Source organism: Streptomyces longispororuber, from assembly GCF_024448165.1.
In the GTDB taxonomy this organism is placed as follows: Bacteria; Actinomycetota; Actinomycetes; order Streptomycetales; family Streptomycetaceae; genus Streptomyces; species Streptomyces longispororuber_A.
Map to the genome: position 1 here is coordinate 38,507 of NZ_JAMOLN010000044.1, position 16,192 is coordinate 54,698.

The following is a 16,192-nucleotide window of genomic DNA, read 5'->3' on the forward strand; positions in this document are numbered from 1 at the left end:
CCGGAACAGGTGCCTGGCTCAGCGGATCGTCGCCACGGCCGGAGGATCGCCGTACGCTGCTCAGTCGGATGCGTTCGACCAGGCATGAGGAGACGCGGTGGCGAGGACGTCCTTCCGTACGGGCGACGTCGAAGAGGCCATGGAGGCGATCAAGGGCGCGTTCTACAGCAACCGGCTCGACGTGCTGGCCCGCCCCGAGCGGTTCGGGGCGGCCTTCGAGGTGCTCGAACTCGGCGGCATCACCATCGGCGACCTGGCGTGCGGGACCGATGTCCGGGTGCGCTGCGGGGAGTTGGGCGCCTACCACGTGAACATACCGGTCGGCGGCCCGCTCTCCTGGCACCAGTCAGGACGCCCCGAGCAGATCACCGCGCCCGGCAGGGCCGCCCTGTTCCAGCCGGTCGGGACCACCGTCGTGGACCGCTGGGCGGGCGACGGCCGGGTCATCGCGCTGAAGATCGACCGCGCCCTGCTGGAGCGCCGCGTCGAGGAACTGACCGGCCGGGCACCCCGCACCCCGATCGTCCTCGCCCCCGAACTCGACCTGACCGCGGGCCGCGGCCGGTCCTGGGCGCGCCTCGTCGAGACGCTCGCCACCGATCTGCACGACGGCACCCGCCTCTTCGAACACCCGCTGGTCGCCGCCCCGTTGCGGGACTCCGTCCTCAACGGACTGCTGCTCTGCGCCGAGCACCGCTACCGCGAACAGATCGACCGGGTCGAGGGCGAGCTGCGGCCCGCCCCGGTCAAGCGCGCCATGAACGCCATGCGCGAGCGGCCCGAACACCCCTTCACCACGGCGGACCTGGCCGCCGAGGCCCGGGTCGGGGTCCGCTGGCTGCAGGAGGCGTTCGGCCGCTACGTGGGCATGCCGCCGATGGCGTACCTGCGCAGCGTGCGGCTGGAGCGGGTGCACGCCGAACTGCTCGTGGCCGACCCGCGCACCACGACCGTCAGCGAGGTCGCGTACCGCTGGGGCTTCGGACATCTGGGCCGGTTCGCCGAGCAGTACCGGGCCCGCTACGGCCGCGTGCCGTCCCAGACCCTGCGCGAGGGCCGGCCCGGCTGACCCGGTCCCGCACGGCACCGCGCTATCCGGACAGCGGCCGCGCTCAGCGGATCGAGCGGCCCGCCACGGCTGATCTACGGTGACACCGTCGCCGGCTGACCGTCCCCGGCCCCGGGCCCTTGCCGTCCCGTGGCCGCCGACGTGACGGACCCGGAGACGCCCCGACTCGGCCCTACCCGCCGGGTCGGCACCTGCCCGCGGGCCCGGGCTCCCCCCGGACACTGCACCGGGCCCGTCGGCGTGGGTCTGCCGCGTCCCGTCAGACGACGCCGCTGACCTGTTCGAGCAGCGCCGCGGAGAACGCCTTGAGATCGTCCGGCCGACGGCTCGTGACCAGCACGTTCGGTCCGGCGGTGCAGACCTTCACCTGCATGTCGACCCAGGTGCCGCCCGCGTTGCGGATGTCGGTGGTCAGACTCGGCCACGACGTCAGGGTCCGGCCGCGCACCACGTCCGCCTCGACCAGTGTCCACGCGGCGTGGCAGATCGCCGCGACCGGCAGACCCCGGGTGAAGAAGTCCTTCACGAACGCCACGGCGTCGGGGTCCGTGCGCAGCTGGTCCGGATTGGCCACGCCGCCCGGCAGCACCAGCGCGTCGAAGCCGTCGGCGCCCGGCGCCGCGCGGTCCGCGACGGTCTCCTGCACCGGGAAGGCGTCCGCCCGGTCGAGATGGTGGAAGGCCCGCACCTCACCGGGCCGCGTCGACACGAGCACGGGCTCGCCGCCCGCGTCCCGCACCGCCTGCCAGGGGTCGGTGAGCTCCACCTGTTCGACCCCCTCGGGCGCCACCAGGAACGCGATACGCATCGGTTGCTCAACTCCCTTGTACGTGTGACTGACTTGTACGTGTGACTGACGTCTACGTGTGACTGATCGACGACCGGATCGGCTCGGGACCGCTCAGACGGGTCAGACGGGTCAGACGGGTCAGACCGGGAATCCGGCCGGTCCGCCGTCCGGTTCGGCGCCGCTGATGTCGGCCAGCGCGGACGTCGGGTCGTGGGTGAGCGCCAGATCGCCCAGGCTCACCATCCCCACCGGGTGACCGTCCTCGACCACCGGAAGGCGGCGCACCGCGTGCTCGCGCATCAGCGTGACCGCCACGGACACCGCGTCGTCCGGTCCGATCGCCACCGGGTTCGGGGTGCACACGGCCTGCGCGCTGATGGTGAGCGGATCAGCTCCGTCGGCGACGGCGCGCAGCGCGATGTCGCGGTCGGTCAGGACGCCGACCACCTGCCGGTCGTCCGCCACCAGGACGTCCCCGATGTCCTGGGCCCGCATCAACTGGGCAGCCTCGACGAGCGAGGCGTCCGGGCGGACGGTCACCACACCCGGTGTCATGACGTCCCTCACCAATTCGGCCATGGCTGTGGGCCTTTCTGCTCCTCGAGTACATCTGACGTGCGGCGGTGGGATCCCGCCGCAGTACCCCGCGACCCGCGTCCTATGCGTCGTCCTGGGTGAGCGCGCGGGCCAGCTCCGACGCCGTGCGGAACACGGTCCCCTCGGGCAGTCCGGCGACCAGGTCGGCCAGCCGGTCGGGTGCGCCGCGCTCACGGAGCGTCCCCGCGAGCCCGGCCGCGGTCGCCGGGAACGCCGTGCGCCCCAACTGCCGCCCCAGTTCCAGCCGGACGGCCTCGAACCTGCCCGGCGCCGGGCCGGGCAGCACCGGGCCGCCCGCCACTTCCGGATCGTCGTCCGCCACGGGCTCCGGGTCGTGCCACTCCGCGACCCGCGTGGAGTGCCCGGACCGCAGCAGGCCCTGCAGTTCGGTCTTCATCTCGTCGTCGCGATGCGCGCTGAGCCGGTCGCTGCGTCGCTGCATCTGTCCCTCCAGTGACTCGGCGATGGCCGACGCGTACCCGACCGTTTCCCGCTGACACCTGCCGGTTTGCCCGCCTCCGCCGGGGAGACCCGGGCCGGGCGAATCCGACCGACGGGAACCGGCCGCATCCGCCCGCTGAGAGGTCCCCGGGGCGGGGCCGTGTTTGTCACGGCACCCCCGGGGCAGGCGCATGTCAGTGCTTCGGACAGGAGGCACGTCCGTGGGAAGGACACATCAGGTGTCCACGGAGCCGCGTCGGCGGCCCTCGCCCCGGGTGTGCCCGACGTGGCCCCGGGGCGCGACTCCCACGGTGACCACCGGACCCAAGGCACCCCATCAGGGAGTTGCGATTCCATGCGTACGCGTACCAGCGCACCCGTGAACCCGGTGAAGCCCGGGCAACGCCACCCGCACGACGACGCCCCCGACACCGCCGAGGACTTCGCGAAACTGTCCGACCTTCCCGACGGACCCGAGCGCGACGAACTGCGCCGGCGGGTCGTCGAGGCGTGGCTCCCCATGTCGGAGCGGCTCGCCGGCCGCTTCCGCAACCGCGGCGAGTCCTACGAGGACCTCCGCCAGGTCGCGGCACTCGGCCTGGTCAAAGCCGTCGACCGCTACGACCCCGAGCGTGGCAACGCCTTCGAGAGCTATGCCGTGCCCACCGTCACCGGCGAGATCAAGCGGCACTTCCGCGACCACATGTGGACGCTGCACGTACCGCGCCGCGTCCAGGACCTGCGCAACCGCGTCAGGTTCGCGCAGCACGAACTGTCCCAGGGCATCTCGGGGCGCGCCCCGACGCTCGGCGAGATCGCCGCGCACGCGGGCATGACCGAGGACGAGGCCCGCACCGGGATCGAGGCGCTGGAGAGCTTCACCGCGCTCTCCCTCGACGCCGAACTGCCGGGCAGCGAGGACGGATACTCGCTCTCCGACGCGCTGGGCTCGGCCGACCCCGCGCTCGACGTCGTCATCGACCGCGAGGCCGTCAAGCCGCGGCTCGCCGCGCTCCCGGAGCGGGAGCGGCGCATCCTGTACATGCGGTTCTTCGGCGACATGACGCAGAGCCGGATCGCCGACCAGCTCGGCATCTCGCAGATGCACGTCTCCCGGCTGATCAGCCGGTGCTGCGAACGGCTGCGCGACCAGGTCCTGTCCGACGCGGCCTGATCAGGGCCGCCGCATCGCGAGGGCGATGTGCCGCGACATCACGTCGAGGGCCTTCGCCTCCGCCATCGAGAACGCGAGGCGTCCGGCGGACCGGCACAGGGTGAGCACGCCCTGGACCGGTTCGCCGGACGCCGTGACGAGCGGCACGCACAACAGCGAGGTGACGTCGGCGCGGACCACGACCGGTGCCCCCGACGCGTCCTCGCCCAGCGCCTGCGGATCCTCCGGCCGCACCAGCAGCGCGGGCGCGCCGCCGCGGGCCGCCTCGACGACGAGCGGGCTGTCGGCCGGATCCTGCGCGGCGATGTCCCGCACCGCCTCGTCGTCGGCGCCGAGCACCGTCGTCCGCTCCATGCGCGCGGCCCCCTTGTCGGCCACCACCCAGTCCGCGAACCGGCCGTACAGGGTCCGGGCGGCGCGCCGCAGCACCTCGGCCGCGTCGCCCGCGGGCGCGGCGAGCAACTCCCGCGCCATCAGGTCCACCAGATCCATCAGGGCCGTGTGCCGGGTCGTCTCGGCGAGGTCGGGGACCGGTGCGGTGGGACGGGCCGGGTGCGGGCCCGCCGGGGAGTCGTCGGCGGGCTGGAGGACGACCAGGACCGTGGTGCGCGGTTCGTTCCCCGGCCGCAGCCCGGTCAGGGTGGTGCGCACGGGGGTCTGCGGACTCTGCTGCAGGTGCACCGTCAGACCGCGGTCGCCCTCGCCGCGCGCCACCGCCGCGACCTGGGAACGGAACGCGACCCGGTCCGCGTGGGCCAGCAGACCCGTCAGCGGGCGGCCCGCCGCGTACCCGGCGCGCACCCCGGTGAACGTCGTCGCCGCGAAGTTGAGGCGGCGGACCACCGACTCGCGGTCCACGAGCGCCACCGGCAGCGGCAGCCGCTGGAAGACGGCCCGCAGCAACTGCTGTTCCTGCCGGTCCGCGGTGGCCGAACGGCCGGCACCGCCGGCGCTGCCCGCGTTCAGCCGCTCGTACCCGGGCAACAACTCACGGACCGCGTGGTCGAGTTCGAAGAGCGCCGCGTCGAGCACGGCAGGCAGCTCGTCCGTCGGTACCGACCTGGCTGCCTTCAACTCGGCCACGCGGCGCACGAAGTCCGCAAGCTCTTCACCGAATTCCTCCGTTTGCGCCATGAGCAGAACGTATCCCGTCCGGTCGTTTTCGGGGGCGCGCAAGGGGAAGCCGGACCGTAGAGGAGGCGTCATCCGATGCGACAGTCCGTCCGGACACCAGGAACCGGGAACGAGCACAGGACCGGCGAGCCGTACTCCGCGGAGCGCGGCCAACTCGCCCATGAGACACCGGAGTCGGGACTGCCGGCCCGGCGGCTCTCCGAACTCGCCGAGGAGGCCGTGCGGTGCACGGCCGACTGCTGCGGCGCCGTGGCCACGGCGTCCGACGGCAGCGACGAACGGCCGTCCGCCGTCACCCACCCCGACCTCGCCGCCCTCGTCTCGGTGCAGCTGCGCTCCGGCGAGGGGCCCATCCCCGCCGCCGAACGACAGGGGCGGCCGGTGGACGCGCGGGACCTGCTGCAGGACCAGCGGTGGCCCGACTACCGTGCCCTGGCGCTCGACTCCGGGGTGCGGTCGAGCGTGACCATCCCGTTCCGCAGCTCCGACCTCACCGTCACCCTCACCCTCTGCAGCTTCCGGCCCGGGGCCCTGGCGGCCGCCCCGCACGGCCCGGTCCGCGCGCTGGGCGACCTCGCCGCGACCTGTCTGGTGCGGGACCGCTCCTACCGGGCGGCCCTCACCGAAATCGACCAGATGGGCGCCGCCCTGCGCTCACGTCCCGTCGTCGACCAGGCGTGCGGCATCGTCATGCACGTGCTGGGCTGCGACGCGGACGAGGCGTTCACGGTGCTGCGGCGGATATCGCAGACCACGAACCACAAACTGGCGGAGGTCGCTGCCGCTGTGGTGGAGCGGCGGGGGCGTGGGCTGGAACGTGAGCTGGCCGCTCTGACGCGGTGAGGAGCCCGTTCGCCGTTTCGGGTCTGTGTGTCGTGGGCGGGTGCGGGTCCGGTGGGGGTTGCTCGCGCAGTTCCCCGCGCCCCTGAAAGGCGCACTCCGTGCGCCTCCAGGAGGCCGCAGGCCTCCAGGGGTGCGGGGAACTGCGCGACCAGCCCCCACCGGCCCGCAGACGCCCACGAAGAGGAACCCGGCAGACGCGTACGCCGCGCGCAAACGCCCCGCGGGATGTGACCCTGGTGCCAACGGAGCGCACCGGCGAACGGACACGTCACGGAGGCACCATGCGGCCATCGGACCCCACGGCCCGAGACCCTCACACCCGCGCCCCCGGCGGAGCCCCCGGCCCCGTCGAAGGGCGCGGCCCCGTCCGGTACGGCCCGCCGCTGCCCGAACCGGGCCTCCCGGTCCTGCCCGAGCTCACCGCGATCGTCGCCGGAGCGGCCGCCCGGCCCGACCCCGAACCGCCCGGCGGCCCGCCCGCCCTCGTCGAGGCGGCCCGCGGCTTCTGGCAGCGCCGCGGCCTGGCCGCCGACCGGGGCCGGGTGACCGCGGCCCCCGGCGCCGCCCCGCTGCTGCTCGCGATCACCGCGGCGCTCGGCGGCGACGTCCTGCTGCCGCGCCCCTGCCCGGCCTGGTGGGTGCCGCAGGCCCGGCTGCTCGGCCGCGACGTGTTCCCCGTGCCGACGCCCGCCGAGTGCGGCGGCGTCCCCGACCCGTACGCCTTCCTGGAGACGATCCGCCGGGTCAGAGCGGAGGGCGGCGACCCGCGGCTGCTGGTGCTGTCCGTGGCCGACGACCCCACGGCGACCGTGCCGCCGCCCGAGGTGCTGCACGAGGCGGTCGAGGCCGCCGCCGCCGAGGGGCTGCACGTCGTCAGCGACGAGACCTGGCGCGACACCGTGCACCCGGACACGGACACCGTCCTGTTCAGCCCGGCCGAGATGTTCCCCGCCCTGGTCACCGTCCTGACGGATCTGACCGGGGCGTTCCTGCCGCCGTCCCTGCCCGCGGCCTGCGCCCGGTTCGCGCCGACCGCCGAGGGCAGCGCGCTCGCCGCCCGCGTCCTCGACATCCTCACCGCGACCGGCGGCGTCCTCCCGGCGCCGGTCGCGGCAGCGGCCACGTACGTCCTGAACGAGGGCGAGGAGGTCACCGCCCGGCGCACGGCCGCCGTCGCCCTGCACGGCGCGGTGGCGGGCGCGCTGCACCGCCGGGTGCTCGCGGCGGGCGGCCTGGCCAGGCCCCCGCGGTGCGGCCGCCACCTGTACGTCGACCTGGACCCGCTGCGCCCGCGGCTCGACGCGCTCGGGGTGCGCGACGCCCAGGACCTGGAGGACTTCCTCACCGCGCGCCTGGGCATGCCGGCGCCCGGCGGCCACCGGTTCGGCGACGATCCGGCGGCCCTGCGCTGCCGGCTGGCGACCGGCCCGTTGCTCGGTTCAACCCCGCGGGAGCGCTCGGCGTCTCTCACCTCACCGGAGCCCCTGGAATTGCCGCACGTGGCACGGCTGTTGAGCATGGTGGGGTCGGCACTCGGCGAGATCGGTGAACTCCGCGCCGACGCGGGCCCCGTGGGCCCGGAAGGCAACGGGCCGACCGGCGAGGGATGGGAGTCCTAGCGATGACCCAAGCGTCCGAGGCGCCGAACAGGGCGCAGACGGCACAGCGAGCTGATGCCACCGCGTCCCACCGGCCCCTCGTCGAGCCGCGGCCGCTCGGCGGGGGAGGCACGTCGGACGTGCCGCGCCGCTGGCCGAAGTCGTTCGCGGACCGGCTGACCGCACCCCTGCCGGGGCTGCGCGGTCTCGCCCGGTTCGCCCGAGAGGGAGCCCTGCGGCCCACCGCCGACGGCCTGGCCGACATCCCGAACCTGCCGTTCGAGCCGGGCCCGCTGCCGGACGTCGACACCCGTACCACCGCCGTCACCTGGGCGGGCCACGCCAGCTGGATCGTCCGCACCGGCGGCCTCACCGTCCTCACCGACCCGGTCTGGTCCCGCAAGATCCTCGGCACCCCCGCCCGGGTCACCCCGGTCGGCGTCGCCTGGAGCGCGCTGCCGCCCGTCGACGCGGTCGTCATCAGCCACAACCACTACGACCACCTGGACTGGCCCACCCTCAGACGACTCCCGCGGGACACCCCCGTGCTCGTCCCCGCGGGCCTCGGCCGCTGGTTCACCCGGCGCCGCTTCAGCCAGGTCACCGAGCTCGACTGGTGGGAGGCGGCGGAGCTGAAGGGGGTGCGCTTCGACTTCGTCCCGGCGCACCACTGGTCCAAGCGCAGCCTCACCGACACCTGCCGCACCCTGTGGGGCGGCTGGGTCCTCACGGACCGGGACGGGCAGCGCGTCTACTTCGCCGGGGACACCGGCTACGGCCACTGGTTCGCCGAGATCGGCCGCCGCTACCCCGGCATCGACCTGGCCCTGCTGCCGATCGGCGCGTACGAGCCGCGCTGGTGGCTGGAGGACGTGCACTGCTCGCCGGAGGACGCGGTGCAGGCCGCGCAGGACGTGGGCGCCCGCCGGATGGCGCCCATGCACTGGGCCACGTTCCTGCTGTCGGCCGAGCCGGTCCTCGAACCGCTCACCCGGCTGCGGGCCGCCTGGGAGAAGGCGGGACTGGCCCGCGCCGCGCTGTGGGACCTGCCGATCGGCGCGTCACGCGTGCTGACTGCCTGACGGCCGCCGCACCCTGCGCCACACCGTCGGGACCGCGCTGATCAGCAGGGTCAGCGCGACCGCGGCGACCACGCCCTCCCACGGCTCGCTGAACAGGGAGCCGCCGAGGATCCCGATGACCTGGTACGTCACCGCCCAGGCGAGGCACGCCGGAACGTCGCCGCGGGCGAACCTGCGCAGCGGCATCTTCGCCATCAGACAGGCGAGCATCACCGGGATCCGCCCGGCGGGCACCAGCCGCGACAGCACGAGCACCATCACCCCGTGGTCGGCGAGCTTGTCCTGCGCCTGCTCGAGCCGCTCCTCGGGCGCCCGCGAGCGGATGGCGGCCAGCCACCGCGACCCGTTCTTCGACCGCATGCCCCGCTGCCCCAGCCAGTACAGGGCGATGTCGCCGAGGAACGCGGCGAGGGAGGCGGTGACGAACACGAGCAGCAGCGAGTACGGCGCGGACTGGTGGAACGCGACGACGGCCGCGGAACTCACCAGCGCACCCGTCGGAATCACCGGCACCAGCGCGCCGACGGCGACGAGCAGGAACAACGTCGGGTAGCCGACGGCCTGTTGGGTCGACTCGGGCGGCACCTGGGTGGCGGCGGACAGCATCACCTGGCCACCTCCGGGCGGACGCTCTCGCCGTGCGCCAGCCGGTGCACGGCCACCCCCGGCGCCCGCAGCGCCGCCTGCCGGACGAACTCGTCGCCCGGCGTGTGGAACTCGTGCGGCCGCACCGCGTCCATGCCGATCGGCCAGTACGTCCCGTAGTGCACGGGCACCGCACTGCGCGGCGAGATCCGGGTCAGCGCCTCGGCCGCCCGCGCCGGGTCGAGGTGGTGGGGGCCCAGGTACGGGCCCCAGCCGCCCACCGGCAGCAGCGCGACGTCCACCTCGCCGACCGCCTCGGCCATCCCCTCGAAGAGCCCCGTGTCACCCGCGAAGTACGTCCGGGCCTCGCCGTTCACCACGTAGCCGAGCGCCGGCGCACGGTGCGGTCCGACCGGCAGCCGCCGCCCGTCGTGCTCGGCGGGCACCGCCTCCACCACCAGGTCACCGACCTCGACGCGGGCACCCGCGTCGACCTCCACGATCTTCAGCGTGCGCAGCCGGCGCAGCGCGGGCACGGAGCGGACGGCGCCGCGCGGCACCAGTACGCGCGTGCCCGGGGCGAGCCGGGCGAGCGAGGGGACGTGCAGGTGGTCGGCGTGCAGGTGCGACACCAGGACCAGGTCGGCGTGCGCGGCGCCGGCCGGCGGGGGAGCGCCGCGCCGGCGGCGCAGGTGCGCGAGCCGCCGGGCGAAGAGCGGATCGGTCAGCACCCGGATGCCCGAGTCCTCGACCGTGCAGGTGGCGTGACCCCACCAGGTGATCTCCACCGGCACGCTGTCTCCTTACGCTCCTTCGTGCGACTCCCCCGAGCCTACGCGCAGGAGTAGGGTCGACGGCGAAAGCTGAGGTGAGGGGGGACACCATGGGCGCATCCGACGGATCGGTCCGGGTGGCGGCGATCGCCAGCCTGACGCCGCTGGAGGAACTCGACGCGGACCCCTTCCTGGTGGACTCCCGCAGCCAGCACGCGATGTGCGCCCGCTGGGCCGCCGAGCGCGGCTACGTCATCACCCGCGAACTCCTCGTGCACGCCCTGCGCCCCGACCACGAGGTCCTGTGGGCCGACGTCGACGCGGGTCTCGTCGACGTCTTCGTCGCCCCGTGCGACCGCGTCCTGCGGGCGGCACTGCGCTCGGTCGACGCGTTCTCCGCCGAGTGCGAGCGGCGCGGGGTGCGGCTGGAGACGGCGGGCCTCGCCGAGCCGTCGTACGACACGGAGATGAAGGCCCGTGTGCACCGCCGCCTCTCGATGCCCACGGCGGGCTACGACGGCTGCTAGACGGTCGAACACCGCAACGGCGCGAAGGCCCCCCGGCTCCGTACAAAAGGTATGAAAGTCTGGCCCCGGACAAGCAACCGAGAGCAACGACGGGGCGAGGGGAGCCGGACAGTGGCCACAGGCCGGTGGTGGCGGCGGACGGCGAGCGCGGCATGGCGCTCGCTCACCGTCTGGGCGGCGGGCACCGCGACGATGATGATCCTCGCCGGGATCCTGCCGGACTTCCAGCTCCAGTCGGACAGCGGCGACAGCCTCACCCGCGTCGCCATCACCGCGGCCCTCGGCGCCGGCGCCTTCGCGATCCTGTCGGCCCTGGTGTGGCCGCTGCTGGTGCGCGCCCTCCTCCTCGTACCGGCCCTCGTCCTCGGGCTCGTCGTCTTCTTCCTGAACGGCGCCCTGCTGCTGTTCGCCCTGAAACTCGTCCCCGAGGGCCGCGGCGAGGTCGGCCCGGAGACCGCGGTCGTCGTGGCCGCCGTCATGTCGGCCGTCGCGTCGGCCACCGGCGGTGCTCTCGCCGTGCGCGACGACGACGCCTACCGCCGCCGCCTGTACCGCCTCGCCGACCGCCGGCGGCGCCGCGCCGAGGACGGCACCGCCGTCTGCCCGCCCACCCCCGGCACCGTCTTCATCCAGCTCGACGGCGTCGGCCACGAGGTGCTGCGCCGCGTCGCCCGCGACGACGTGATGCCCACGGTCGGGCGCTGGCTGCGCGACGGCCGGCACCGCCTCACCCCCTGGCGCACCGACTGGTCGAGCCAGACCGGCGCCAGCCAGCTCGGCATTCTGCACGGCTCGAACCACGACGTGCCCGCCTTCCGCTGGTACGAGAAGGACACCGGCGAGATCCAGGTCTCCAACCGCCCCACCAGCGCCGCCGAACTGCAGCGCCGCGCCATCCGGCGGACCGGCGACGGCGGCCTGCTCACCGTCGACGGGGCGAGCCGCGGCAACCTGTTCAGCGGCGGCGCCGAACAGGTCGCGCTCGTCCTGTCCGTCGCCGCCCGCCGCGGCAAGGAGAACCGGTCGCGGGCCGGGTACTTCGCCTACTTCTCCGACCCCGCCAACGCCGTCCGCACCGCCCTGTCCTTCTTCGCCGAGGTCGGCCGCGAGATCGGCCAGTCCGTCCGGGCCCGGGTCTGCAAGCAGCGCCCGCGTGTGAGCCGCGGCGGCCTCTACCCCTTCATCCGCGCGTTCGCCACGGTCGTCGAGCGGGACGTCGTCGTCGCGGCGGTCATCGGCGACATGCTCGCCGACCGCAGCGCCGTCTACGCCGACCTCGTCGCCTACGACGAGGTCGCGCACCACTCGGGCCCGTTCAGCCGCGACGCGGAGAAGGTCCTCGAACGGCTCGACCGGTCGCTCGCCCTGATCGAGAAGGTCGCCGAGCACGCCCCGCGCCCGTACCGCATCGTCGTCCTGTCCGACCACGGCCAGAGCCCCGGCGAGACGTTCCGCGCCCGCTACGGCCTCACCCTTCAGGACCTGGTGCGCGCGGGCTGCGGACTGCCCGTGCCGCGCCGGGCCCGCCGCACCCACAGCGGCGCCGAGGCCCGCGCCGCCGTGCGCGCCGCCCTGCACCGCCCGGTCGAGGAGTCCGCGGGCAAGGGCAGGCACAGCGAGCCGGTCGTGCTGGCCTCCGGGAACCTCGGCCTCGTCTCCTTCCCCGACGTGCCGCACCGGATGAGCCGCGAGGAGCTCGACGCCCGCCACCCGGCGCTGCTGCCGACCCTCGCCAACCATCCCGGCATCGGCTTCCTCCTCGTCCGCAGCGAGGAGCACGGCGCCGTCGTCCTCGGCGCACGCGGCGCCGAGGTGCCGCTCGCGGAGCTCGCCGACGGGCAGGGGCCGCTCGCCGACTTCGGTCCCGGCGCCGCCGACGCCGTGCGCCGCACCGACTCCTTCCCGCACACCGCCGACATCATGGTCAACTCCTGGTACGACCCGATCGACGGCGAAGTCCTCGCCTTCGAGGAGCAGATCGGCTCGCACGGCGGGCTCGGCGGCGCCCAGGGCCGCCCGTTCCTGCTGTCGCCGCCCACCCTGTCCGAACCGGTCGAGGACGGCGGCGACCTGGTCGGCGCCGAACAGGTCCACCAGGTCCTGCGACGCTGGCTCGGCGAGGGGAACGGGCCGCAGGTGCCGCTGGAGAATTCGCTGAGCCGCGACGCCGAGATCGCATCATTTGCGGCGGCGCCCCCGGAATCGCAGGACAAACCCGCCTGATTTGGAGCGGAACGCACCGCCACCGGACCATGGGACGTCGCCCGGCGATCCCGCGGCGGCCTCAGCACGACCGAGAGGCGCACCCCCGCATGCACGACACCGGAACCGCACCCGTCACGGCTCCGGCACCGGGCGACGACCAGGACGGCAGGCACGCCCGCAGGTTCGGTCTCCCCATCGCCACGGCCCTCGTCATGGGCAACATCATCGGCGGCGGCATCTTCCTGCTCCCCGCCTCCGTCGCCCCGTACGGCACGATCTCGCTCGTCGCCTTCGGCGTCCTCACGGTCGGCGCGATCGCGCTCGCGCTGGTCTTCGGCCGGCTCGCGCACCGGCATCCGCAGACCGGCGGCCCCTACGTCTACGCCCGCGAGGCGTTCGGCGACTTCGCGGGATTCCTGGCCGCCTGGTCCTACTGGATCACCACCTGGGTCTCGAACGCGGCCCTCGCCGTCGCCGCCGTCGGCTACCTCGACGTCCTGCTGCCCATCCACGGCTCGACGTTCTGGACGATCGTCGCCGCGCTGGCCTGCCAGTGGCTGCCCGCGCTCGCCAATCTCGCCGGCACGCGCTACGTCGGCGCGGTCCAGCTCGTCTCCACCGTGCTGAAGTTCGCACCGCTGCTGCTCGTCGCGGTCGGCGGACTGTTCTTCTTCCAGGCCGACAACCTGGGCCCGTTCCGGGCGAGCGGCGACTCCGCCGTCGGCGCCGTCTCCGCGTCCGCCGCGATCCTGCTCTTCAGCTATCTGGGCGTCGAGTCGGCGTCCGTCAGCGCCGGGGAGGTCCGGGACCCGCAGCGCAACGTCGGCCGGGCCACCGTCCTCGGCACGGGGCTCGCCGCGCTGCTCTACCTGCTGTGCACGGTCGCGGTCTTCGGCACCGTCGCCCACGACGACCTGGTGAACTCCACCGCCCCGTTCTCCGACTCCGTCAACGCCATGTTCGGCGGCACCTGGGGCGGCACCGCGGTGGCGATCGCCGCGCTCGTCTCCATGGTCGGGGCGCTCAACGGGTGGACGCTGCTCAGCGCCCAGACGCCGTACGCCGCCGCGAAGGACGGACTCTTCCCGGTCGCGTTCACCAAGCGGCGCCGCGGGATCCCGACGTTCGGCGTCGTCGTCGCGGTGACCCTCGCCTCGCTCCTCACCGTCTACAACTACACCGTCGGATCCGCCGGGGTCTTCGAGACGCTGGTGCTCGTCACGACGTTCACGGCCACGGTGCCGTATCTGCTGGCCACGGCCGCGCAGATCTACTTCCTGCTGTCGGGGCAGGGGCACCGCGTGCGGCGCTCCCGGCTGGCCCGCGACATGGCGCTGGCCGTCGCCGCGTTCGGGTTCTCGATGTGGCTGGTCGGCGGGGCGGGGTACGCGGCCGTGTACCAGGGCGTGCTGTTCCTGTTCGTGGGGGTGCTGGTCTACGCGTGGATGGCCGCGGCGAAGTCGCGGCGGGGTACCGCCTAGTCGCCGTGGGCCCTGCCCTCTCGTGGGCGGGTGCGGGCCGGTGGGGCTTCTCGCGCCCGCCCACGAAACAGAACCAGGCAGACGTCACCGCGCCAGCGGAGCCACCACCCACCTCAGCTTCTTGAACATCGAGTCCCGCGAACCGAGTTCGATCAGCTTCCGCGCAGCGGGATACGCCTCGTTGCCCTCGATCTCGTAGCCGACCTCGAGCGTCCCCGGCACGTCCCTGACCTCCAGCCGCGCCTCGATGTCGGACGCCGAACGGTCACTGTCGGCCGCCATCGCCGTCAGATGCGCGATGCGCCGCTGCTGCGCCTCGTCGAGCGCCTGGCGCGGATCGCGCGAGCCGGGCGAGGCGAGGGCCGACGTGCCCTTGCCGGACGGCGGCGCGACCGCGGACGCGGGGGTGCGGAGTTCACCGGTGGCCCGCCGCGTCGACAGGGTCGCCTGGACGACCGTGCCGTCGTTGTCGAGCGCCACCCGGAACTCGCCGCGGCCCGGCGTGATGACCGGGACGCCGTTGAGGACCTGGCGGAACGTGACGTGGGTCTCCAGCGACACCGGCTCACCGATCTGTGAACCGTCCTTCTTGCCGGTGTTCTGCATCAGGTCGTGCACCCCGTCGACGACCAGCTCGGCGCCGTCGGCGTGCTGCTCGGCGAACTGCCGGGCCGCCTCGACCGCCCGCTGCGTCGGCAGCTGCTGCGTGTTGCGGTGGTTGGCCTCGGCCAGCCGCACCCAGCGCACCGCCTGCGGCGCCGTCGACACGTACCGGTCGCCGGAGCTCGCACTGAGCACACCCTGCCGCTCGACGTGCACCTCCTGCAGCGCGGCCTGCGGGAAGTGGGCGAGCTGCCCGAGCCGGCTGAGCTCCTGGCTCGGGTCGCGCGGCGCGAGCTGCACGATCGCCGGCTCGGCCGGCGCCTGCGTCATCGGGTCGCGCAGGCCCTCGCGCGCGTAGTACCAGCGCCACGCGTACCAGGCGTCGGAGACGTGCTCGCGGTAGAAGTTCCGCTCGGAGTTGAGGCGGTTGGTCGCCTCGGCCTGGGTCGCGCCCGTGGCGGCCACCGACGGCGCCTGACCGTGGTAGATGTCCCAGCTCGCGTTGAGCCACGCGTCGCAGAACGTCTGCCCGGCCCGCCACTTCTCCCAGAACTTCTTGCCGTAGTCCGGGCTGTCGATGCTCGTCGTCTCGAACCCGAAGATCATCCGGGAGCCCAGGTTCGGGCCCGCCCAGGTGCGCACGGGGGAGTGCCCGTCGAGGACGCGCAGCGAGTTGCACGTCGACCAGAACACGTAGTTGGCCTTCTCGTTGCCGAACGCCATCCGGTTCGAGATCGCGTCCGAGCGGTTGTCCCACTTGGCGCCGAGCGGCGCGAAGAACACCCCGTTGCCGTCCATGCCGCCGTGCCCCGAGTGGTACACGGCCACCACGGCGTCCACGCCGTACCTGTCCTGCCAGTTGTCGTAGGTCTCCTCGTACGCCCACACCTGTACGCCGCCGTCGGCGAACCAGAAGTTGCGGTCGTAGAACTGCTGGAGGTACGCGAGCCAGCCGGTCGCGTCCTCGTGCGTGTGCGAGAGCGGGTTCTGGTTCACGAACTTCTGGATGCTGAACGCGCCCCACCAGCCGAACGTCGAGTCCCGGTCGGCCGCCGCGCCGGGCTTGCCGGTCTCCAGCGGTGACGGGCCCCGGTCCGAATAGATCATGCGCATGGTCCAAACCCCCTGCCGAACCCCCTGCGGATCCCCCTGAGTTGGGGGCCTCAAAGTGTCACCGCCGTGACGGCTTGCCCAGCGCGCATTCCGGCCATGGTGGTGCACGGGAAATTCGGCTGCGCGCCTGCGCGGCACGGCCCACACTGGTCGCACGGGAAGCCGCGCACCCGCGCG

The 16,192-nt window shown here is 73.9% G+C and carries 15 protein-coding genes; 8 read left to right on the plus strand and 7 right to left on the minus strand.

Annotation, left to right across the window (positions count from 1 at the left end):
* The first annotated feature begins 97 nt into the window (after window positions 1-97).
* Complete coding sequence (locus M4J07_RS15335; protein WP_255972114.1) at window positions 98-1,069, plus strand: AraC family transcriptional regulator; 972 nt, start codon at window positions 98-100, stop codon at window positions 1,067-1,069.
* A 259-nt stretch (window positions 1,070-1,328) separates the two neighbouring features.
* On the opposite strand, the gene M4J07_RS15340 is transcribed toward M4J07_RS15335, so the two are convergent.
* From M4J07_RS15340 to M4J07_RS15350, 3 genes are all read right to left on the minus strand, one after another.
* A complete protein-coding gene (locus M4J07_RS15340) occupies window positions 1,329-1,877 on the minus strand; it encodes a type 1 glutamine amidotransferase domain-containing protein (RefSeq protein ID WP_255972116.1) in 549 nt (182 codons plus the stop codon).
* A gap of 120 nt (window positions 1,878-1,997) precedes the next feature.
* A complete protein-coding gene (locus M4J07_RS15345) occupies window positions 1,998-2,438 on the minus strand; it encodes a CBS domain-containing protein (RefSeq protein ID WP_255972118.1) in 441 nt (146 codons plus the stop codon).
* Window positions 2,439-2,517: 79 nt separating this feature from the next.
* Entirely contained in the window at window positions 2,518-2,898 is a 381-nt protein-coding gene (locus tag M4J07_RS15350; RefSeq protein ID WP_255972120.1) for a DUF2795 domain-containing protein, read from the minus strand.
* Between the two features lie 354 nt (window positions 2,899-3,252).
* Between M4J07_RS15350 and M4J07_RS15355 the strand changes: the two genes are divergently transcribed.
* Window positions 3,253-4,071 carry an RNA polymerase sigma factor SigF gene (locus tag M4J07_RS15355; protein ID WP_255972122.1) on the plus strand — a complete coding sequence of 273 codons (819 nt, stop codon included), beginning with the start codon at window positions 3,253-3,255 and terminating at the stop codon, window positions 4,069-4,071.
* On the opposite strand, the gene M4J07_RS15360 is transcribed toward M4J07_RS15355, so the two are convergent.
* Window positions 4,072-5,205 (minus strand): PAS domain-containing protein, encoded by a 1,134-nt coding sequence (locus tag M4J07_RS15360; protein WP_255972124.1) that lies wholly within the window; start codon window positions 5,203-5,205, stop codon window positions 4,072-4,074.
* A gap of 75 nt (window positions 5,206-5,280) precedes the next feature.
* Between M4J07_RS15360 and M4J07_RS15365 the strand changes: the two genes are divergently transcribed.
* The 3 genes from M4J07_RS15365 (at window position 5,281) to M4J07_RS15375 (ending at window position 8,728) form a co-directional block, all read left to right on the plus strand.
* Complete coding sequence (locus tag M4J07_RS15365) at window positions 5,281-6,048, plus strand: ANTAR domain-containing response regulator (protein WP_255972126.1); 768 nt, start codon at window positions 5,281-5,283, stop codon at window positions 6,046-6,048.
* A gap of 281 nt (window positions 6,049-6,329) precedes the next feature.
* Window positions 6,330-7,667, plus strand: a complete 1,338-nt coding sequence (locus M4J07_RS15370; protein ID WP_255972128.1) for an aminotransferase class I/II-fold pyridoxal phosphate-dependent enzyme — start codon at window positions 6,330-6,332, stop codon at window positions 7,665-7,667.
* Between the two features lie 2 nt (window positions 7,668-7,669).
* Window positions 7,670-8,728, plus strand: coding sequence for an MBL fold metallo-hydrolase (locus M4J07_RS15375; RefSeq protein WP_255972130.1), 1,059 nt, complete (start codon window positions 7,670-7,672; stop codon window positions 8,726-8,728).
* Here M4J07_RS15375 and M4J07_RS15380 read toward each other — a convergent pair.
* Window positions 8,708-9,334, minus strand: coding sequence for a DedA family protein (locus tag M4J07_RS15380; protein WP_255972132.1), 627 nt, complete (start codon window positions 9,332-9,334; stop codon window positions 8,708-8,710). The genes M4J07_RS15375 and M4J07_RS15380 overlap by 21 nt on opposite strands.
* Window positions 9,334-10,107, minus strand: a complete 774-nt coding sequence (locus M4J07_RS15385; protein ID WP_255972134.1) for an MBL fold metallo-hydrolase — start codon at window positions 10,105-10,107, stop codon at window positions 9,334-9,336. Before M4J07_RS15385 ends, M4J07_RS15380 begins: the two co-directional genes overlap by 1 nt.
* Window positions 10,108-10,196: 89 nt before the next feature.
* On the opposite strand from M4J07_RS15385, the gene M4J07_RS15390 reads away from it, so the two are divergent.
* The 3 genes from M4J07_RS15390 to M4J07_RS15400 all read left to right on the plus strand — a co-directional run bounded on the left by M4J07_RS15390 (window position 10,197) and on the right by M4J07_RS15400 (window position 14,299).
* A complete protein-coding gene (locus tag M4J07_RS15390; protein WP_255972136.1) occupies window positions 10,197-10,613 on the plus strand; it encodes a hypothetical protein in 417 nt (138 codons plus the stop codon).
* A gap of 192 nt (window positions 10,614-10,805) precedes the next feature.
* Window positions 10,806-12,836, plus strand: a complete 2,031-nt coding sequence (locus tag M4J07_RS15395; protein WP_255972141.1) for a phage holin family protein — start codon at window positions 10,806-10,808, stop codon at window positions 12,834-12,836.
* An 89-nt stretch (window positions 12,837-12,925) separates the two neighbouring features.
* Window positions 12,926-14,299: an amino acid permease gene (locus tag M4J07_RS15400; protein WP_255972138.1), complete on the plus strand. Its 1,374-nt coding sequence runs from the start codon at window positions 12,926-12,928 to the stop codon at window positions 14,297-14,299.
* Window positions 14,300-14,383: 84 nt separating this feature from the next.
* Here the strand turns inward: M4J07_RS15400 and M4J07_RS15405 are convergent, their stop codons facing one another.
* A complete protein-coding gene (locus M4J07_RS15405) occupies window positions 14,384-16,015 on the minus strand; it encodes a DUF6345 domain-containing protein (protein ID WP_255972139.1) in 1,632 nt (543 codons plus the stop codon).
* Window positions 16,016-16,192 lie beyond the last annotated feature (177 nt).